The sequence below is a fragment of the Rhizobium giardinii bv. giardinii H152 genome (genome assembly GCF_000379605.1).
Taxonomy (GTDB): domain Bacteria; phylum Pseudomonadota; class Alphaproteobacteria; order Rhizobiales; family Rhizobiaceae; genus Pararhizobium; species Pararhizobium giardinii.
On sequence record NZ_KB902691.1, the window covers coordinates 121630 to 139811 of the forward strand.

21 protein-coding genes are annotated in these 18182 nt (G+C 61.7%); 10 read left to right on the top strand and 11 right to left on the bottom strand.

What is annotated here, in order from left to right; all coding sequences use genetic code 11:
• Nucleotides 1-30: 30 nt before the first annotated feature.
• The 3 genes from A3AY_RS0122185 to rpmE form a co-directional block, all read right to left on the bottom strand.
• Nucleotides 31-513 (bottom strand): SRPBCC family protein, encoded by a 483-nt coding sequence (locus A3AY_RS0122185; protein ID WP_018327880.1) that lies wholly within the window; start codon nt 511-513, stop codon nt 31-33.
• Nucleotides 510-839: an ArsR/SmtB family transcription factor gene (locus A3AY_RS0122190; RefSeq protein WP_018327881.1), complete on the bottom strand. Its 330-nt coding sequence runs from the start codon at nt 837-839 to the stop codon at nt 510-512. The genes A3AY_RS0122185 and A3AY_RS0122190 overlap by 4 nt, the downstream gene beginning before the upstream one ends.
• A gap of 141 nt (nt 840-980) precedes the next feature.
• Nucleotides 981-1202 carry a 50S ribosomal protein L31 gene (gene rpmE, locus A3AY_RS0122195; protein ID WP_018327882.1) on the bottom strand — a complete coding sequence of 74 codons (222 nt, stop codon included), beginning with the start codon at nt 1200-1202 and terminating at the stop codon, nt 981-983.
• 217 nt (nt 1203-1419) lie between these two features.
• Between rpmE and A3AY_RS0122200 the strand changes: the two genes are divergently transcribed.
• The gene (locus A3AY_RS0122200; protein WP_018327883.1) at nt 1420-3225 is read left to right on the top strand and encodes an ABC transporter transmembrane domain-containing protein; all 1806 of its coding nucleotides are present in this window, start codon (nt 1420-1422) and stop codon (nt 3223-3225) included.
• A 413-nt stretch (nt 3226-3638) separates the two neighbouring features.
• Nucleotides 3639-4628, top strand: coding sequence for a Bug family tripartite tricarboxylate transporter substrate binding protein (locus tag A3AY_RS0122205; RefSeq protein WP_018327884.1), 990 nt, complete (start codon nt 3639-3641; stop codon nt 4626-4628).
• 50 nt (nt 4629-4678) lie between these two features.
• Here the strand turns inward: A3AY_RS0122205 and A3AY_RS0122210 are convergent, their stop codons facing one another.
• From A3AY_RS0122210 to A3AY_RS0122240, 7 genes are all read right to left on the bottom strand, one after another.
• Nucleotides 4679-6322: an FAD-binding dehydrogenase gene (locus tag A3AY_RS0122210; protein WP_018327885.1), complete on the bottom strand. Its 1644-nt coding sequence runs from the start codon at nt 6320-6322 to the stop codon at nt 4679-4681.
• Nucleotides 6323-6451: 129 nt separating this feature from the next.
• Nucleotides 6452-7483, bottom strand: coding sequence for a peptidoglycan -binding protein (locus A3AY_RS0122215; RefSeq protein WP_018327886.1), 1032 nt, complete (start codon nt 7481-7483; stop codon nt 6452-6454).
• A 3-nt stretch (nt 7484-7486) separates the two neighbouring features.
• Nucleotides 7487-8584, bottom strand: a complete 1098-nt coding sequence (locus A3AY_RS0122220) for a MotA/TolQ/ExbB proton channel family protein (protein ID WP_018327887.1) — start codon at nt 8582-8584, stop codon at nt 7487-7489.
• A 156-nt stretch (nt 8585-8740) separates the two neighbouring features.
• Complete coding sequence (locus A3AY_RS0122225) at nt 8741-9541, bottom strand: inositol monophosphatase family protein (protein WP_018327888.1); 801 nt, start codon at nt 9539-9541, stop codon at nt 8741-8743.
• 70 nt (nt 9542-9611) lie between these two features.
• Entirely contained in the window at nt 9612-10175 is a 564-nt protein-coding gene (gene efp, locus A3AY_RS0122230) for an elongation factor P (RefSeq protein ID WP_018327889.1), read from the bottom strand.
• A gap of 218 nt (nt 10176-10393) precedes the next feature.
• A complete protein-coding gene (locus A3AY_RS0122235; RefSeq protein WP_018327890.1) occupies nt 10394-11593 on the bottom strand; it encodes a tetratricopeptide repeat protein in 1200 nt (399 codons plus the stop codon).
• Between the two features lie 9 nt (nt 11594-11602).
• Nucleotides 11603-12256, bottom strand: a complete 654-nt coding sequence (locus tag A3AY_RS0122240; RefSeq protein ID WP_026203712.1) for a thiamine phosphate synthase — start codon at nt 12254-12256, stop codon at nt 11603-11605.
• A gap of 103 nt (nt 12257-12359) precedes the next feature.
• Between A3AY_RS0122240 and A3AY_RS0122245 the strand changes: the two genes are divergently transcribed.
• A complete protein-coding gene (locus tag A3AY_RS0122245; protein ID WP_018327892.1) occupies nt 12360-13139 on the top strand; it encodes a sulfite exporter TauE/SafE family protein in 780 nt (259 codons plus the stop codon).
• 124 nt (nt 13140-13263) lie between these two features.
• Entirely contained in the window at nt 13264-13524 is a 261-nt protein-coding gene (locus A3AY_RS0122250) for an ArsR/SmtB family transcription factor (RefSeq protein WP_018327893.1), read from the top strand.
• A gap of 191 nt (nt 13525-13715) precedes the next feature.
• Here A3AY_RS0122250 and A3AY_RS38115 read toward each other — a convergent pair whose 3' ends face one another.
• Nucleotides 13716-13889: a YdcH family protein gene (locus A3AY_RS38115; RefSeq protein ID WP_018327894.1), complete on the bottom strand. Its 174-nt coding sequence runs from the start codon at nt 13887-13889 to the stop codon at nt 13716-13718.
• A 208-nt stretch (nt 13890-14097) separates the two neighbouring features.
• Here A3AY_RS38115 and A3AY_RS0122260 point away from each other — a divergent pair, with 208 nt between their 5' ends.
• The 6 genes from A3AY_RS0122260 to A3AY_RS35850 all read left to right on the top strand — a co-directional run bounded on the left by A3AY_RS0122260 (nt 14098) and on the right by A3AY_RS35850 (nt 18141).
• Complete coding sequence (locus A3AY_RS0122260; RefSeq protein WP_018327895.1) at nt 14098-14301, top strand: YdcH family protein; 204 nt, start codon at nt 14098-14100, stop codon at nt 14299-14301.
• A 78-nt stretch (nt 14302-14379) separates the two neighbouring features.
• Nucleotides 14380-14844, top strand: coding sequence for a 5-(carboxyamino)imidazole ribonucleotide mutase (gene purE / locus A3AY_RS0122265; RefSeq protein ID WP_018327896.1), 465 nt, complete (start codon nt 14380-14382; stop codon nt 14842-14844).
• Nucleotides 14841-15890 carry a 5-(carboxyamino)imidazole ribonucleotide synthase gene (locus A3AY_RS0122270; protein ID WP_018327897.1) on the top strand — a complete coding sequence of 350 codons (1050 nt, stop codon included), beginning with the start codon at nt 14841-14843 and terminating at the stop codon, nt 15888-15890. The genes purE and A3AY_RS0122270 overlap by 4 nt, the downstream gene beginning before the upstream one ends.
• Nucleotides 15891-16074: 184 nt before the next feature.
• Complete coding sequence (gene ykgO, locus A3AY_RS0122275; RefSeq protein WP_018327898.1) at nt 16075-16200, top strand: type B 50S ribosomal protein L36; 126 nt, start codon at nt 16075-16077, stop codon at nt 16198-16200.
• A gap of 160 nt (nt 16201-16360) precedes the next feature.
• Nucleotides 16361-16954 (top strand): tetratricopeptide repeat protein, encoded by a 594-nt coding sequence (locus A3AY_RS0122280; RefSeq protein ID WP_018327899.1) that lies wholly within the window; start codon nt 16361-16363, stop codon nt 16952-16954.
• A gap of 158 nt (nt 16955-17112) precedes the next feature.
• A complete protein-coding gene (locus tag A3AY_RS35850) occupies nt 17113-18141 on the top strand; it encodes an alpha/beta fold hydrolase (RefSeq protein ID WP_338053486.1) in 1029 nt (342 codons plus the stop codon).
• Nucleotides 18142-18182 lie beyond the last annotated feature (41 nt).

Consider the following 18182-nt stretch of genomic DNA (forward strand, 5'->3'; position numbering starts at 1 on the left):
CATGCGATCTGTCAATTCCGTTCGAACGTGTCAGTGCAGGCGCTTGGAGGCATCCTGTTCCGCAGCGACGGCATCGAGGTTGCGCACAACCTTCTTCCACCCTTCGCTCATGCTGCGGAAGGCAGTGTCGTTCCTCGGCAGTACGAAACCGGAATGGACGAGGCGAAGGCGTGTACCACCGTCAGCCCTGGAAAGGATGAAGGTGACGACCGTGTCCAGCCGCGAGCCATATCCGACGTTTCCCTCATCTCCGCCTTTCCAGGCATAGGCGAAGCGCTCGTAGGGTACGACCTCCAGCACCTGGCAGCGAATGATCCCGTCCCATGCCCCGGCTGGCGTCGTCTGGAACGTGAAGTGCTTGCCCTCCACAGGTTCGAACCCAGTCGGTGCCATCATCCAGCGCGCGATCAGTTCGCCGGATGTCAGCGCCGTCCAGATCGTCTCCGGCGCATGCGGAAAGACCTCGTCAAGAACGATGTCCTGCGTGTCGGGCTTCAAAGCGGCGTCGGTCATGGATCGATCTCCTTGAGCAAGGTTCTGAGATTGGCGAAGCGTTCGCGCCAGAAGACGCCGTAGTGGCCCAGCCAATCGACAAGCGGGGCGAGGCCCTCGGGCTCTGCGCGATAATAGACGTTGCGTCCCTCCGGGCGCTCGGCAACCAGGCCGGCCTGCTTCAATGATTTGAGATGCTGAGAGATGGCGCCCTGCGTCACCCCGCTTCCGCGCGTCAACTCGACCACGGTAATCTCATCGGACCGGACGACCCGCTCGAAAACGGCCCGCCGCGTCGGGTCGGCAAGGGTACGCAGGACAGCGGTGACGTTTGCAGCTTCGATCATGACTAATCAAATAGCGCATACTAATTGATGAGTCAATACTAATCTTTTCGCACCGACGCCGCCCATCCGAAACCCATAGTCCAAACGCAAAAAAGCCCGGCGAACCGGGCTTTCCTAAATTCAAAATCCAGCAGGAAGAGATTAGAGGCCGAGGCCTTCGAATCGCTTCTTGAACTTGGAAACGCGGCCGCCGCGATCCATGAGCTGCTGGTTGCCGCCGGTCCATGCCGGATGCGACTTCGGGTCGATTTCGAGGTTCATGGTCTGGCCCTCCGAACCCCAGGTCGAGCGGGTTTCGTATTCGGTGCCGTCGGTCATGACCACTTTGATCATGTGGTAAGCGGGATGGATATCAGCCTTCATAACAATCTTCCTGCAAGTTCCAGGGTCCAATTGTCGCAAGCCATTTGCGGGCCATTGCGGCATGGGGACCGAACACGTAAATGAAGCCGCAGATCACATGCGGGACTACGGCTTCCCAATTTGATGCCGTGCCTATACATGATGGTCACCTGGATAACAAGTACCGCCGGAGAAGACTTGTGCAAGTTCTGCCGCTTCTTCCGGTATTGGAGGTCATGTGTCGAATGAGGTCGTTCACCCGGCGGCGCGCAGGTCCGTGCGCCCGCTGGCACAGCTGTTGCCGTATATCCGGCGCTACCGCAATCTTGTCATCGGCGCGGGCATTTCGCTGGTCGTTGCAGCCGTAACGACGCTGACGCTGCCGATGGCTGTACGCCGGATGATCGACCACGGATTCTCCGCCTCCGATGCCGGCTTCATCAACACCTATTTCTCGATGCTGATGGTTCTGGCGATCGTCCTCGCAGTGGCCAGTGCGACCCGCTACTACTTCGTCATCACGCTCGGCGAGCGGATCGTCTCGGATCTTCGCCGTGATGTCTTCGACCATGTGACCCGGCTCTCGCCCTCTTTCTTCGACGTCAACCAGTCCGGCGAGATCGTCTCCCGGCTGACCGCCGATACGACGCAGATCAAATCCGCCGTCGGGGCCACCGCCTCCGTTGCTCTGCGCAACACCATCCTGTGTCTCGGGGCCATCGCCATGATGGTCTATACCAGCCCGAAACTGTCGAGCCTGGTTCTCATCGCCATCCCCGTCATCGTCTTTCCGCTGGTCGGCTTCGGCCGCTCGGTGCGCCGGCGTTCGCGTGAGGCGCAGGATACGCTGGCGACGGCTTCCGCCTACGCCGGTGAAGCCATCTCAGCTTCCCGCACCGTCCAGGCCTTCAACGGCGAGGCCGTTGCACAGGCTCGCTATGGCAGCGCCGTCGAAAGTGCCTACGCGGCCGCCCGCGCCGCCATCAAGGCCCGCTCGGTCCTCACGGCCTTTGCCATCACCATGATCTTCGGCAGCGTCGTCGCCGTCCTGTGGTTCGGTGCGCAGGATGTCCTGTCCGGCACGCTGTCGGCCGGCACGCTCGGCCAGTTTCTCCTGTATTCGGTCTTTGCCGCCGGCAGCCTCGGCGCACTTTCCGAGGTTTGGGGCGAACTCTCGCAGGCGGCAGGCGCTGCAGAGCGCTTGAGCGAATTGCTGGCCGAGCAGCCGGACATCACGGCGCCCGAAAATCCGGTCGCCATGCCGGAGCCGGCGCAGGGGGCCGTGATCTACGACGACGTTCACTTCGCCTACCCCTCGCGGCCGGGCTACAAGAGCGTCAAGGGCCTGAGTTTCGCCGTCAAGCCGGGCGAGACGGTTGCCATCGTCGGCCCCTCCGGCGCCGGCAAGAGTACCGTCTTCTCGCTGCTTCTGCGCTTCTACGACCCGGCCAAGGGCTCGGTCCGCGTCGATGGCGTCGACATCCGCTCGGTCGACCCCCAAGCCCTGCGCAGCCGTGTCGCCATCGTTCCCCAGGACGTCACCATCTTCGCCGCCTCGATCCACGACAACATCGCCTTCGGCCTGCCCACCGCGTCGCGCGACATGGTGCGTGCAGCAGCCGTTGCCGCCCAGGCCGACGAATTCATCGCAAGGCTCGATCAGGGTTACGACACCCAGGTCGGCGAACGCGGCATCACGCTCTCCGGCGGCCAGCGCCAGCGCATCGCCATCGCCCGCGCCATCCTGAAGGATGCCCCGGTTCTCTTGCTTGACGAGGCGACTTCCGCGCTCGACGCTGAGAGCGAAACGCTGGTGCAAAAGGCGCTTGACGACCTGATGCGCGAACGCACGACGCTGGTCATCGCCCACAGGCTGGCAACCGTGCTCAAGGCCGACCGCATCCTCGTCATGGATCAGGGCCGGATCGTCGAGGAAGGCACGCACGCGTCGCTCGTTCGTCAGGGCGGGCTCTACGCCAAGCTCGCGCGACTGCAGTTCGACTATGACAGCCCGGAAGCAAGCAACGTGGTGACGCTGGGCTGACGCAGCCGCTCCAGAATAAAATCGATTGAGTGCAACCCTTATACCAAAGATCACTGATAATGACCGATGTGATGGCCCGGAAACGGGCGTCCGGGTAGAAGAAACCGCAGAGCGATGCCTGAGCATCGGTCGAGGATTTCGACGCCCTCCGGTGGCCGATTTCCGGGCCACCCGAAGGGCCGGTCGCTTTTGGCTTCCGGNCGTCGTCAAAAATCCTCGCCGGACCTTCTGGTCCGACTGCGGTTTTCTCCTAGCCGGAAGTCAAAATCGATCCGGTCACATCGGTCATTATCAGTGATCTTTGGTATTAATCCCTCTCCAAGGTTGCCCTTCGGTGCATCGACGCTATTGTTTGCCGGCGGAAGCGGCTTTCGGCCGCTTTGCGGATTGTTAGGTCCTGGGAGGAGAATTGAATGGCATTGTCCTTATGGAAACGGCGCACGGCACTCGCGCTCGCCCTGATGGCGACATCGGCGCTCGCGCTCGGCGGTGAAGCAAGGGCGCAGGAGTTTCCCGATCGTCCTGTAACGCTGGTGGTGCCCTTCGCAGCCGGCGGCTCGACCGACGTGGTTGCGCGCATCATCGGCCAGAAGATGTCCGATGATCTCGGACAGCAGGTGGTGGTGGAAAACGTTGCCGGCGCCGGCGGCAATCTCGGTGCCGACCGGGTGGCGCGGGCCGAGCCCGACGGCTACACGATCCTGATGGGAACGGTTGCGACCCACGCGCTCAATCCGTTGATCCTGAAGACAAAGCCCTACGATCCGGAAAAGGATTTTGCGCCAGTCTCGCTGCTGGTGCTTGTGCCGAACGTGCTCGTCGTCAATCCGCAACTGCCGGTAAAGAACGTCGACGAGCTTCTGGCGCTTCTGAAGGCATCGCCGGACCAATATGCCTACGCATCGTCCGGCAACGGCACGCCGCTGCATCTCTCCGGCGAACTGTTCAAGAAGATGGCAGGCGTCAGCATGCAGCATGTTCCCTACAAGGGCTCAGGTCCGGCGCTGAACGATGTCATCGGCAACCAGGTGCCGATCATGTTCGACAACCTGCCCTCGTCCTCGGGACACATCACATCCGGCACGCTCAAGGCGCTTGCGGTGACGACGAAGGAGCGTGCCGCCTCCTTCCCGGATGTGCCGACCATCGCCGAAACCATTCCCGGCTACGAGACCTATACCTGGAATGCCCTGTTTGCCCCGGCAGGTACGCCGAAAGACGTGATTGATCGGCTCAATGCTTCCGCCAAGAAGGCGCTCGCGGATCCGGCCGTGGCCGAGAAGATGAAGGGCTTCAGCGCCACCATCGTCGCCTCGACGCCGGACGAACTGGGCGCGCATGTGAAGGCCGAACTTGCGAAATGGGGCCCGATCGTCAAGGAAGCCAACGTTCAGATGGATTGAGGCATCCGCGGCTCTCCGGCCATCCGGAGAGCCTTTTTGCCACCCGGAGGTCAGGCGCCTATGTTGCGCCCCACGATCCTTCCAGAAAAGATGCAGCCACCCAGGAACGTGCCCTCCAGCGCATTGTAGCCGTGCATGCCGCCGCCGCCAAAACCCGCAACCTCTCCCGCCGCATAGAGCCCTGCGACCGGCGCGCCCGAAAGCTCCAGCACGCAACCGTCGAGATCGGTCTGCAATCCACCCAGCGTCTTTCGCGTCAGGATGTTGAGACGCACCGCAATCAGCGGCCCGGCCTTGGGATCGAGCAGCCGATGCGGCTTGGCGGTCCGCATCAGCCTGTCGCCCAGGTAATTGCGGGCGCCGCGGATGGCGGTGACTTGCGCATCCTTCGAAAAGGCATTGTCGATCTCGCGATCGCGCGCCTCGATCTGGTGGCGCAGATGTTCGAGCGAAAGGCGCCCCTCGCCGGTGAGGGCATTCATGCCCTCGACCAGATCTTCCAGCCGGTCGCGGATGACGAAATCCTCACCCTTGTCCATGAAGGCCTGCACCGGTCCCGGCGGATTTTTGCCCAGGCGCTTCAGAAGCAGCGGAATGTCCTTGCCGGTGAGGTCGGGGTTCTGCTCGGACCCCGAAAGCGCGAACTCTCGTTTGATGATCGCCTTGGTCAGGATGAACCAGCTGTAGTCGGCACCGCTCCTGCGGATCGCCTTCAGGGTGCCGAGCGTGTCGAAGCCCGGCATCGCAGGCGCGGCAAAACGGTTGCCGTCAGCGTCGCACCAGAAGGAAGAGGGGCCGGGCAGGATGCGGATGCCATGGTTCGGCCAGATCGGATCGAAGTTGCGCAGGCCTTCGGTGTAATGCCACATGCGATCCTTGTTGATGACGGAGCCGCGCGCCTGTTCGGCAATCGCGACCATGCGCCCGTCGACATAGTCCGGGACGCCGCTGACCATGACGTTCGGCGGCGGGCCGAGCCGGTCGACCGGCCACTGCTTGCGCACCAGGTCGTGATTGCCGCCGATGCCACCGGACGAGACGACGACGGCGCCAGCCTCGAACCAGAACTCGTCGACAACCTCGCGCGAACTGCGCTGACCGCGCTTAACGCCGTCGCTCTTCAATACCGATCCTCTTGCGCCCGTCACGGCACCATTGGTGATGATCAGTTCGTCGACCCGATGGCGAAAGCGGAAGCGGATGCGCCCCCTGCTCTCGGCTGCACGCGCCCGCGCGATGAACGGCGCCAGCACGCCAGGGCCTGTGCCCCATGTCACGTGAAAGCGTGGCACCGAATTTCCATGGCCATGTGCAAGACCGCCTCCGCGCTCTGCCCAGCCGACGACGGGAAACCAGCGCATGCCCTGGCTGTACAGCCAGGCGCGCTTTTCGCCAGCGGCAAAATCGAGATAAGCCTCCGCCCAGCGCCTTGGCCAATAGTCCTCCGGCCGGTCGAATTGCGCCGAGCCCATCCAGTCCTGCCGCGCCAGTTCGAGCGTATCGCGGATGCGCAGGCGCCGCTGTTCCGGACTGTCGACAAACAGCAACCCGCCGAGCGACCAGAAAGCCTGGCCGCCCAAATTCTGCTCGCCTTCCTGATCAAGCACGATGACCCTGAGACCCCGGTCGGCAGCCTCGACCGCCGTAACGAGGCCAGCAAGCCCCGCCCCGATCACAAGAACATCACAATCCATGCCCGTCCTCCAGCAACTCCACCCTGCCGCGACATTACGCAGACGTAAACGTCAGGGCAACGAAGAAACGCAACTGGAAAACACTGCTTGTGATGATTGCCGATCGCTGGATAGCCGGGCGGGCTCCGGTTATTTCTCGGTCAGCTTCAGTTCGATGCGGCGGTTCTGCGAGCGCGCCTCCGGACTATCCCCTTCGGCAATCGGCTGGAATTCTCCGAAGCCCGCAGCGGCGAGGCGATCCGCCGGAACACCACGCGAGATCAGGAACTTGACGACGGACGTCGCACGCGCCGACGAAAGTTCCCAGTTGTCGATGTAGCGCCCTGTCCCGGAAAGCGGAACATTGTCCGTATGCCCGTCGACCCGCAGCACCCAGTTGATCTCGGAGGGAATTTCCTTGGCAAGGTCGAGCACCGCCGTTGCGAGCTTGGCCATTTCCGCCTGCCCTTCCGGGTTCAGTTCATTGCCGCCGGACGGAAACAGAACTTCCGACTGGAAGACGAAGCGGTCGCCGACAATACGAATATTTTCGCGATCGGACAGGATTTCGCGCAGTCGCCCGAAGAAGTCGGAACGGTAGCGGTTGAGTTCCTGCACACGCTGCGCCAGCGCCACGTTCAGCCGCCGGCCAAGATCGGCGATTTTCGTCTGCGACGCCTCGTCCTTGGCTTCGGACGCCTGGAGCGCACCCTCGATGGCAGCGATCTGGCTGCGCAGCGCAGCGATCTGCTGGTTCAACAGATCGATCTGGCTCATTGCCCGGGCGCTGACCTGTCTTTCCGCATCCAGCTTGCCCGTGAGGTCACCTATCTGCTGGTTGGCGGCATCGGAGCTGCCGGCGCCCTGGTCGAGCAGTGCCTGCAGCCGCGAGCGCTCGCCTTCCGATGAGGCCAGGGATGCCTGCAGATTGGCAAGCGAATCCTCGAGATCCTGCTTGCCGCCCTTTTCCAGCGCCAGAAGCTGGGTCAGCTCGTTGATCTGGCTGTTCAACCGGTTGAGCACATCCTCCTTGCCGCTGATTTCGCGGCGGAGCAGAAATTGTGCCAGGACGAAAACGGAGAGCAGGAACATGATGGACAGGAGCAGCGTCGAAAGGGCATCGACGAAACCCGGCCAGTAATCGACGGTTCTCTGTGTCCGGCCCTTGCGCGCAAGCGACATCGGTTACTCTCCCCCGGCGTCTTCGACGCGGGCGAGCTTGTGCGGTCTTTCCGGCTGCGCGGGTATCTTGTCCGCATGTCCGATCCGCGCCGACAGCTTGTCCAGCGTCTTGCGCATCGACTTTGCTTCGTCCTGCTGGGCCTCGATCCAGTCACGCAGCATCTGCTGCTCGCCGCGCATGTTCTTCACCAGCCCTTGGATGCCCTCGGCAAGGCTCGCCATGGCGGCGGTCGTACGCTGGTTCATGCCGCCGTCGTGGTTGAGGCGGGCGAGTTGTTCGGTCAGTTGCCGAAGCTCGTCGCCGGGTGCCACGGCCGACGCGCCGGGGGCAATCGTCAGATCCGAACTGACGTCGGTCACGGATGACAGCCAGTTTTCGAGTTCGGTATAGAAGCGGTTCTGGGCACGTCCGGCCTGCAGGTCGAGAAAGCCGAGGATCAGCGAACCGGAGAGACCGAAGAGCGACGTGGAAAACGCCGTCCCCATACCGGACAGCGGAGCGGACAGGCCATTCTTCAGAGCAGCCAGAACATCCTGCGTGCTTCCCGTCCCGGCATCGAGCGATTGAATGACCGTATTGATCGACCCGATCGTGCCGAGCAGACCCCAGAAGGTGCCGAGCAGGCCGAGGAAGACCAGCAGACCGGTGAGATAGCGGGAGGTGTCGCGCGATTCGTCGAGGCGTGTGGCGATCGAATCGAGAATGGACCGCAGCGCCGTCGTCGAGATCGCCATCGAATGGCGCTGGCCGATGAGGGCGCGCATCGGCGCCAGGAGCACCGGGTCGCGGCCAACCTTCTCGGCACTTCCGGCTGCACGGAAGGAATTGAACCAGCGAACCTCCGGCCGCAGCCTGAGCACATGGTTGAAAACCAGCAGGATGCCGATCAGCAGAACGCCGAGAATAAGGCCGTTCAGTCCGGGATTGCTGGCAAAGGCGGCATGCGCCTGTCGAAACAGGATGGCCGCGACGAACCCGACGATGATGAGGAAGATTACCATCGTCCAGAAGAAAACCATCGGGCTCGTCAGCTTGTTGGGATTATACCCCTCGTTCAAAGCTCCGCCGGCATCCCATCCCGACAGTTCCAATTTCGCCATGGGGTTATTCTCCGGTTTTCATGTGCTGCAGCCTGCCCGCACACGCGGACGCAGCTATGCTTGCGCCGGAGACTAGAGGAAGTTTGTGCCAAATTGAAGGGGAAACAACGGGCAACATCAACAGGATGAAACAGCCGCCGTTCAGGCCTTTCCGGCTTATTTTCCCGGCACGGGGCGATGCAGCACCTCGTGCAGCGCCTTGCGGATGTATTCATTGCCGGCAACGATCGAGCCGTCGTCCATCGGCTTGTTGCCGCCGTCGATATCGGCGACCCACCCGCCAGCTTCGCGAATCAGCAGGATGCCGGCTGCAATATCCCAGGGGAGCAGGCCGCGCTCCCAGAAGCCGTCAAACCGGCCGGCCGCGACGTAGGCGAGATCGAGGGATGCAGCGCCCATGCGGCGCACACCGGCAACTTCACCCATCACGTGGCGCAACTCGACGAGGTAGGTACCGTGGTTGGCAACGCCCAGATGCGGTGTGCCGGTGCCGATGACGGCATCCGACAGGTTCTTGCGGGCAGCGACGCGCAGCCGGCGGTCGTTGAGGAAGGCGCCACCACCGCGCTCGGCGGTGAACAGTTCGTCGGTCGCCGGGTTCATGACGACAGCAGCGACGATCTCGCCCTGGCGCTCGAGCGCGATCGAGATCGCAAAATGCGGAATGCCGTGCAGGAAGTTCGTCGTGCCATCGAGCGGGTCGACGATCCAGCGGTGGGCGCCGTCCGTGCCGATGATCTCTTCGCTTTCCTCGCCGAGGAAGCCATAGGTGGGGCGTGCCTTCAGAAGCTCTTCCCGGATCAGTTTTTCCGCCTTGCGATCGGCCTGCGAGACATAGTCGCCCGGCCCCTTCAGCGAGACCTGCAGGTTCTGGACTTCGCCAAAATCACGCGCCAGCGACTTGCCCGCCTTGAAAGCGGCCTGAACCATGACATTGAGAAGAGCTGAGCGTGCCATTTTGGCTTTCCTTCGAAACAGAAAACCGGCCGCAGCAACGACCGGAGAATTTTAAACGTGCCGCTGCGGATCAGTCCGCGCGGCGGAGATAGGCGATTTCATTGGTATCGACCAGAATGCGCTCACCAGCCTCGACGAACGGCGGCACCATGACGCGCACGCCATTTTCCAGGATCGCCGGCTTGTAGGACGACGCGGCGGTCTGCCCCTTCACCACCGGATCCGCCTCCGCAATTGCCAGAACCACCTGGTCGGGCAGCGAGATACCGATCGGCTTTTCGTCATACAGCTTGACCGAAACCATCATGCCGTCCTTCAGGAAGGTGGCGCGGTCGCCGACAAAGTCCTTCTGCAGTTCCAGCTGTTCATAGCTCTCGACGTCCATGAATACCAGAGCGTCGCCCTCTTCATAGAGGAACTGGAAGTCCTTGAGATCGAGTGTCACCAGTTCGACGGTTTCGGACGAGCGGAAGCGTTCGTTGAGCTTGGTACCGTCGATCAGGTTCTTGAGTTCGACCTGGTTGAATGCGCCGCCCTTGCCCGGCTTCACCGTGACGCTCTTGACCGCAGCCCAGAGGCCGCCATTGTGCTCGATGACGCTGCCGGGGCGAATTTCGCTGCCGCTGATTTTCATGGGAAGCAAGTCCTAAAGAAGTCCGGGCCGCGCCCGCCGGCCAGCCAATCCGGCGCTTCAAGACCACAAAACCCCCGAAAGTTCAAGTCTTGCGCTGGAGCCGGACGATTTTTGGTCGAACCGACCCGAAATCTGAGCCTGCTCAAAATTGAAGAAGTGGAGCATGATGCCGCCCCAAAGCTGCTTGCTCTTTTCGGCATCATGCCCTGGAAACTCGCTCAGGACGACCGGTGTTTGTTGGCAGCGCTCAACGCCGCCTTCTGCTGCGCTTCGGTCAGCCCGAGATAGAAATCCTCCAGCGCAGGATCCTTCAATCCGGCCCGGCGCGACAGCACGTACCATTTGGCAGCCTCGACCGGATCGGGCCGCGTGCCGATCGCATTGACATAGAGATGCGACAGCTTGTTCTGTGCGACGACATTGCCGCCCTCGGCCGCCCGCCGCATCCATTTGAAGCCTTCGTCGAGATTGCGATCGCCGCCGATGCCGTCGACCAGCCAGATGGCAAGGTCGAGCTGGGCGGTATCGAAGCCGGCACGCGCTGCGCGCAACAGCCACTCGCGCGCCCTTGCCCGCTTGTTGTCGTCGATGCCGTCGACGTTCAAATAAATCTGCGACAGCGCATATTGCGCATCGGCGATGCCCTGCTCGGCCGACTTCTCATAATAGGGCAGCGCCGCCTTCAGCCCCCTTTCGCCCGGCATGTCGGCGACCAGCAATTGGCCATAGTTGAACTGGGCGGAAGAATTGCCGAGGTCGGCAGCCTTCTTCATCAGTTCTTCCGACCTTTTCTTGTCGCGCGGAACATCGCGCCCTTCCATCAGCAGAAGAGCGTATTTGAACATGGCGCCAGGATCGCCCGCATTGGCCGCCTGGCCATACCAGAAAGCTGCGTCCTTGGTGTTGCGCGCCACGCCGAGCCCTTGCGAGAAGATTTCCGCGACCAGCGTCTGCGCCGCCGCATCGCCGAGTTGCGCCCGCGGCAAGGCCAGTTCCAACGCGGTCAGATAATAGCCGCGCTGAAACGCGCCGTAGGCATCGTCGGCCTTGCCGGCGAACGCCTTTTCCTGTGGTAGAGCCGGCAATTCCGCGCCCATCCGATCAAGCACGTTGACGCCGCTCGATGGCGCGCGTTTTTTTGCATCGGCCTTGCCGGCATCTTCCGGAGGTTGCAGCTTCGGTATTTCGTCTTCCGGCAGCGCGGCGCCGTTGAACGGCGTGATCCGGCCGCGTTTGCCAACGGTCCCCTCGTCGATCTCGCCTTGCGCCGCAGGCGTGCTCCCCTCCTGCGCCGGCGTTGCCGTGGTCACGCCGGGCAACGCGTCTTCCGCGCGCAAGCAGGCGGGCGCGCCAAGCAACGTGGCGCACATCAGGAAAAGCGAAAGGCGGCGCCGCGATGGAAAAGGAGTGATCAACATGGAAATGTCTTAATCTTCAAACCGTGGCGCTTTTTCGTCAAGGAGCGCGTTGACCTGCCCAACAATGACGGCCGCCTGTTCCGGCTGAGAAAACACGGCAAGACGCAGCGCAACGAATTCCGCGCCGCTCTCGGCAACGGTAAGCGCCGATTGCGGATCGGTGCCCCCCATGACGATGCAGGGGATCTCGATCATCGAGGCCCACCATTCGGCGAGTGCGACGTTCTTCGGATGCGCCTCCGGCTTGATGTCGCCGTCGAGCTTGCCGAAGAAGACATAATCCGGGCGAATCTCGCCCATCTCCAGCGCATGGTGCCGGTCGGTGGCATTGCCGCCGCCAACGATGAGTTTCGGTGAGAATTTTTCGACCGCCTCGGCAAGCTCCGCCGCATTGCCGGTCACATGAAGGCCATCGGCCTTGGCGCGGCCGGCAACCCGCGTATCGCCGGCCAGCAGCGCCGCCGCACCCGCCTTCTGAATCAGTGGCACGAGCGCTTCGGCGTGTTTCTGGAAGGCATGATCGTCGAGGTCGTACTGCGGCAGGATGACCGAGGCCACGTCACCGCCGCGCAACGCATCGCCGAGGATTTGCACGCGGCTTTCGACATCGGCGATGTCAGGCGCAATGAGGACGAGGCGGCAGCGGTTGTCTGTATTGCTCATGGTGTCTTGGTTCCCGGTGAAATGCGCGTTACGCGCCATCCCCTACTCGATTTCGATCCGCAAAAGCGATAGACCCTGCAGGCAAAAGGATCAACCGATACCCATGCTTCCCGATTTTCAGTTCTATGCCATCGCCATTCCCGCGGTTCTGCTTGTCGGCTTCAGCAAGGGAGGAATGGGCGAAGCGCTGTCCCTGATGGGCGTGCCCCTCCTGTCGCTCGCCGTTTCTCCGGTCCAGGCGGCAGCGCTGCTGTTGCCGATCCTGATCGCCATGGACCTCGTCTCGCTGTGGATGTGGCGCCAACATGGCGATACCAAGACGCTGACGATGCTGCTGCCCGGCGCGCTTGTCGGCATCGCTGTCGGCTGGGCGACCTCGGCCTATGTGCCGCGCGATGCGCTGAGGCTGATCATCGGCGTCATCACCATCCTGTTCGTGCTGCGTTATGCTTACAACGTGTGGCGCGCCCGGCGCGGCATCGTCATTCCGGCCAAGCCGCATCGGTCGCTGCAGGCGAGCTTTCTCGGTTCCTTTGCCGGTTATGGCAGCTTCGTCGCCCATGCCGGCGGTCCGCCCTTCCAGATCTACGCCCTGCCGCTGAAGCTGCAGCCACGCGAATATACCGGCACCATGGTGCGCTTTTTCGCCATCCTCAATGCCGTCAAGCTCATCCCGTATTTCGCCCTCGGACAACTCGATCTCAGCAACCTGACGACGTCGATGACGCTTTTTCCGCTGGCTATGCTGGCAACGATGACCGGCGCCTGGGTCGTGCGGCGCATGCAGCCGCAAGTCTTCTATCCGTTCATGTATACGATGGCGTTCCTCGCGGGCCTGAAACTTGCTTATGACGGCCTGGTGGTGCTTGCCATGGGTTCGTAAGGCGCGCACTTACTTGGCGGCGGCTTACGGTTACACGCCCCGCTTGCATCCCGCAAAGCAAAATTCTTATGCCGCATTGCACAATTTGCTTGCCGAGCGGTTTGAATTCTCCTAGCTTTTGCGCATGTCAAACACTGATCCCTTTGATGCAATCTCGGATCCGAACCGGCGCTATCTGCTGGAGGAACTGCGGCGCGCGCCGCGGACAGTGAATGAACTCGCTGAAGGATTGCCGATCAGCCGCCCGGCCGTATCGCAGCATCTGAAGGCCCTGCTCGACTCAAACCTCGTCTCCGTTTCCGCCAGCGGCACGAAACGGATTTACGCGATCAACAAGCCCGGCTTCGACCGGGTCAATCTGTGGCTGGATCAGTTCTGGTCGTAATTGTTGTGACCTCGAAAGGTCAGACATCGGGAAACTCGGTACCACGGTACTCTGGCGAACGTCATGTCCGCGCGGAACGCGTTCCGTCTCTCAACAGCGCTGCAACCGGATTTGCGAAATTCATTTCGTCTTTCGGATGGGTTTCTCGCGCTGGAACAAAAGTTTCCCGATGAATGAGATTGCTTACCTAATCAGTGAGAGGAAGACCGAATCTTTTCGATTTCGTCTTTCAAGCGCAGCTTCCGACGCTTGATGTCGGCAATGTGCTGGTCCTGGACCGAGGGCTGCAGGAGAGCAGTGTGGAGCTCCTGCTCCAGAACACCATGTTTTTTCTCAAGCGTTGCAAGATGAGCCTCAATGGTCATGTGGCAGTCCCTTCCTTTTGCTTGCACCCGGCGGGGGAATGCCGGATGTTCGACGTTAACCGAGTTAATGTGCCATGCTATTTTTCATTTGTCGAAGGCGAAATCGTGGCGAAGGATAACTTCCCGTTACCAACAATTCTGTGCTAGAGCGACGCTCGATTTGATGCGGATAGCAGACGATGCTGCCGGCGCCGACGGGGAAGATTGCATGCCAGATCAGGACCAGGCCGAACTCAGACTGAGCGTAGCGCGGCTGCGGCAGGAACACGAAGATTACGATGTCGCGATCAATGCCATGATCCAGACAGGCTGCGATGCGCTGCGCATCCAGCGGATGAAAAAGAAGAAACTGATCATCAAGGACAAGATCACCAAGATCGAGGACCAGATCATTCCCGACATCATCGCCTGAACCGGCTCGGGATTTCGGCCTCACAACATCGGAACGAAGAACGTGACGAAAGCATCCCCCCCTCCCGTCGCCATCATCATGGGAAGCCAGTCCGACTGGGAGACGATGAAGAACGCCGCCGACACGCTCGATGCGCTCGACATCGCCTATGATGCCCGCATCGTCTCGGCCCACCGCACGGTCGACCGGTTGATCAATTTTGCCAGGGGTGCGCGCGACGAAGGCTTCAAGGTGATCATCGCCGGCGCCGGCGGTGCCGCCCACCTGCCTGGAATGACAGCTGCAATGACGGCACTGCCGGTATTCGGCGTGCCCGTTCAGTCCAAGGCGCTCTCCGGTCAGGACAGCCTTCTTTCGATCGTCCAGATGCCGGCCGGCATCCCGGTCGGTACGCTGGCGATCGGCCGCGCCGGCGCCGTCAACGCGGCCCTTCTTGCTGCGGCCGTCCTGGCGCTCAGCGATCCCGACCTTGCTGACCGCCTTGACGACTGGCGCGAACAGCAGAGCGCCGCGGTTGCCGAATATCCCGTGGATCAGGCATGAACACGATCGGCATCATCGGTGGCGGCCAGCTCGGCCGCATGCTTGCCATGGCTGCCGCCCGGCTCAATTTCCGCACCGTCATCCTCGAGCCGCAGGCCGACTGTCCGGCCGCACAGGTCGCCAGCAGCCAGATCGTCGCCAATTACGACGATGAAACCGCGCTGGTGAAACTCGCGGAAGTCTGCGACGTCGTCACCTACGAGTTCGAGAACGTTCCGGTCGCCGCAGCCGACCTGCTTGCGCGCTCGCTCCCCGTCTACCCTCCGCCCAAGGCGCTGGAAGTGTCGCAGGACCGGGTGACGGAAAAACAGTTCCTCAACGGCTGCGGCATTGCGACCGCGCGTTTTCACGCCATCGACAGCCAGGATGACCTCGAACGGGCACTCGCCGATTTCTCCGGCGTCGGCGTTTTGAAGACCCGGCGCCTCGGTTATGACGGTAAGGGCCAGCGCGTCTTTCGCGGCGCGAGCGACAGCGCCACAGGCGCCTACGTGGCGCTTGGCAACGTGCCGCTCATCCTCGAAAGCTTCGTCGCATTCGAGCGGGAGATATCCATTATTGCTGCGCGCAGCATCGATGGGGCGATCGCCTGTTTCGATCCGGCCGAGAACGTCCATCGCAACGGCATTCTTCACACATCCACGGTTCCGGCCTCCGTCGGTGAGGCGACCAGGGAAGCGGCACGAGTTGCGGCAGGAACCATCCTCGAAGCGCTCGGCTATGTCGGGGTCGTCGGCGTGGAATTCTTCGTGCTCGCCGATGGCACGCCGATCGTCAACGAAATCGCCCCCCGCGTCCACAATTCCGGCCACTGGACCGAGGCTGCCTGCGTGGTCTCCCAGTTCGAGCAGCATATCCGCGCGATCGCCGGATTGACGCTGTCCGATGGCGCCCGACATTCCGACTGCGTGATGCAGAACCTGATCGGCGACGATATCAACGACGTTCCGGAGTGGCTCGCCAAGCCGAACGCGCTGGTCCATCTCTATGGCAAGTCCGAAGCCCGTCCGGGCCGCAAGATGGGCCATGTCACCTGGCTGATTTGATGATTTAACCCACAGAAAAGCCGAAAGCCGGCGTTAAAACCGGCTCTCTGTGGTTGACACCTTTGCGATGCCGGGTTATTTGCCTGCCACCCTAAGAGCGCGCTCGGCCCGAACGGTCTGCAAGCGCGCTTTTGATTGTTAAAGACCGGCGAATTCGGATTCGCCAAAACTGCGGATCAGAAAAATGAAGATCAAAAATTCGCTCAAGTCGCTGAAGGCCCGCCATCGCGAAAACCGTCTGGTGCGCCGCAAGGGCCGCATCTACATCATCAACAAGCTGAACCCGCGCTTCAAGGCCCGTCAGGGCTGATCCATTCTGCGGACCGGAGATCGTGGTTGCGGTCGGTCGGCGAATGGAATGAAAGCGCTTGAGCTCCCTCGTTGGGCTCATGCGGTTCATCGAATTGATGTCTCAAATTTGATTTGATCTTCGGCCATGGCGGACTACCATATCTGTCATGGCTAAACTCATGTCTGCTTTTTCGATTCTCGTGATTGCGCTTTCCGCGTCGATCACTGGCGCACCCGCTCTTCTTGCAGCAGACACTTCACAGGCTTCGGCGACATCGGAACTGGCGACGCCGAAGCAGCGGCTCGATGCGCTCTTTTCCGAACTGAAACGGGAACGCGACCCCGAAAAGGCACGCGAAATTTCCGATCGCATCCGCGGCGAATGGCGGGATTCCGGCAGCGCCTCCATCAATCTTTTGATGCAATGGGCAGCAAAAGCGCTCGAAGCTGATCGCAAGGCGAGCGCGCTCGATATCTTCGATCAGGTGATCTATCTTTCGCCGCAATATGTCGAGGGTTGGAACCAGCGCGCGACACTGCACTACAGGATGGGCAACTATCGCAAGTCGATGTCGGACATCAACCAGGTGCTGGCGATCGAGCCCCGGCATTTCGGGGCGCTCGCCGGCATGGCGGCGATCCTCACCGCGGCTGGCAAGGATGAACTGGCGCTGCGGGCCTGGGAACAGTTTCTCGAGATCTACCCTGCCGATCGCCAGGCACAGGAACAACTCGGTGACCTGGAAGAAAAGCTCGCCGGCAATCGCACGTAGTTCTGCGCTTCTTTCATTTTTTAATGAGTAGACGATCCAGTTCGCAGGCCGAATCGACGTTTCACCATCAGGCGAAACCGCGAGCCACTCTTTCGTATCAGACGACAGTGAACCATCTGGTCGGTTGCGCATGCGCGCAAACCGCGAGAGATTGATTGATGTCTTCAGCCTTCAGGAAAGCCATGCTGTTCGTCGCATCCGTGTTTCTCGCCCTGCTCGTGACGGGGTTCGGCTTCAGCGCCTATCAGGCAACCGGTTTCGAGAAGAGCAATCCGAACAGGGGCGAGCGCTTGGACGTTGGCGGCTATCGGATGAACAGCGTCTACGTGCCGCGCCCGAACACCGCCGACTTGCCGACCCTTGTCTTCATTCACGGCGCAAGCGCCAATCTGCGTGATCAGATGACCGCCTTCAGAAGCAGGCTCGAAGGGCGAGCCGATATGCTGTTTCTCGACCGTCCGGGGTTCGGCTTCTCCGACCGCAGCGGTCCGCAAAACGCCTATCCCGACGGCCAGGCCGATGCGATCGCGGCCCTGATGCGCAAGCGCGGCATCAGCAAGGCGATCATCGTCAGCCATTCCTTCGGCGGGGCGATCGCCGCGAGTTTCGCGCTGAACCACAAGGACATGGTCGCGGGCCTTCTCTTCCTCTCGCCCGCCACTCATCCCTGGCCGGGTGGCATCGAATGGTACTACGACGCTGCCAAGGCCCCGGTGTTCGGCTGGCTGTTTTCCTCCCTCGTCGCGCCACCCGTCGGCATGGCCCTGATCGACAAGGCGACCAAAACCGTCTTCGAACCCAACGCGCGCCCGGACGACTACGTCGAGCAGACGGCTGCCTATCTGGCGCTCAGGCCGCGCTCCTTTCGCAACAACGCCATCGATGTCGCCAATCTGCTGGACCATGTGAGACGGATGTCGCCGCGCTACAGGGAGATCAAGGCACCGGCCGTCATCATCACCGGCGACGCCGACCGTATCGTCTATCCCGAAATCCATTCTGCCCAGTTGCACGAAGACATTGCGGGTTCGACGCTCCTGCGCATCCACAATCTCGGCCACAAACCGGATTATGCCGCAACCGACGTGGTCATCGCGGCCCTCGAGACGCTGGCGGGAAAGACCCGCGACCTCGAAGGTGTGGTGCGCCGGGCGGAGGCCCGTATCGCCGGCGACAGGCCCCAATGAAAACGCCGCGCCTCGATCGAGGGCGCGGCGTTGGACAGGAT

Excerpts from the sequence above, each read along its gene's own strand:
- A3AY_RS0122185 (WP_018327880.1), bottom strand. The coding sequence starts at position 513 with ATGACCGACGCCGCTTTGAAGCCCGACACGCAGGACATCGTTCTTGAC.
- A3AY_RS0122190 (WP_018327881.1), bottom strand. The coding sequence starts at position 839 with ATGATCGAAGCTGCAAACGTCACCGCTGTCCTGCGTACCCTTGCCGAC.
- rpmE (WP_018327882.1), bottom strand. The coding sequence starts at position 1,202 with ATGAAGGCTGATATCCATCCCGCTTACCACATGATCAAAGTGGTCATG.
- A3AY_RS0122205 (WP_018327884.1), top strand. The coding sequence starts at position 3,639 with ATGGCATTGTCCTTATGGAAACGGCGCACGGCACTCGCGCTCGCCCTG.
- A3AY_RS0122210 (WP_018327885.1), bottom strand. The coding sequence starts at position 6,322 with ATGGATTGTGATGTTCTTGTGATCGGGGCGGGGCTTGCTGGCCTCGTT.
- A3AY_RS0122215 (WP_018327886.1), bottom strand. The coding sequence starts at position 7,483 with ATGTCGCTTGCGCGCAAGGGCCGGACACAGAGAACCGTCGATTACTGG.
- A3AY_RS0122220 (WP_018327887.1), bottom strand. The coding sequence starts at position 8,584 with ATGGCGAAATTGGAACTGTCGGGATGGGATGCCGGCGGAGCTTTGAAC.
- A3AY_RS0122225 (WP_018327888.1), bottom strand. The coding sequence starts at position 9,541 with ATGGCACGCTCAGCTCTTCTCAATGTCATGGTTCAGGCCGCTTTCAAG.
- efp (WP_018327889.1), bottom strand. The coding sequence starts at position 10,175 with ATGAAAATCAGCGGCAGCGAAATTCGCCCCGGCAGCGTCATCGAGCAC.
- A3AY_RS0122235 (WP_018327890.1), bottom strand. The coding sequence starts at position 11,593 with ATGTTGATCACTCCTTTTCCATCGCGGCGCCGCCTTTCGCTTTTCCTG.
- A3AY_RS0122240 (WP_026203712.1), bottom strand. The coding sequence starts at position 12,256 with ATGAGCAATACAGACAACCGCTGCCGCCTCGTCCTCATTGCGCCTGAC.
- A3AY_RS0122245 (WP_018327892.1), top strand. The coding sequence starts at position 12,360 with ATGCTTCCCGATTTTCAGTTCTATGCCATCGCCATTCCCGCGGTTCTG.
- A3AY_RS0122250 (WP_018327893.1), top strand. The coding sequence starts at position 13,264 with ATGTCAAACACTGATCCCTTTGATGCAATCTCGGATCCGAACCGGCGC.
- A3AY_RS38115 (WP_018327894.1), bottom strand. The coding sequence starts at position 13,889 with ATGACCATTGAGGCTCATCTTGCAACGCTTGAGAAAAAACATGGTGTT.
- A3AY_RS0122260 (WP_018327895.1), top strand. The coding sequence starts at position 14,098 with ATGCCAGATCAGGACCAGGCCGAACTCAGACTGAGCGTAGCGCGGCTG.
- purE (WP_018327896.1), top strand. The coding sequence starts at position 14,380 with ATGGGAAGCCAGTCCGACTGGGAGACGATGAAGAACGCCGCCGACACG.
- A3AY_RS0122270 (WP_018327897.1), top strand. The coding sequence starts at position 14,841 with ATGAACACGATCGGCATCATCGGTGGCGGCCAGCTCGGCCGCATGCTT.
- ykgO (WP_018327898.1), top strand. The coding sequence starts at position 16,075 with ATGAAGATCAAAAATTCGCTCAAGTCGCTGAAGGCCCGCCATCGCGAA.
- A3AY_RS0122280 (WP_018327899.1), top strand. The coding sequence starts at position 16,361 with ATGTCTGCTTTTTCGATTCTCGTGATTGCGCTTTCCGCGTCGATCACT.
- A3AY_RS35850 (WP_338053486.1), top strand. The coding sequence starts at position 17,113 with ATGTCTTCAGCCTTCAGGAAAGCCATGCTGTTCGTCGCATCCGTGTTT.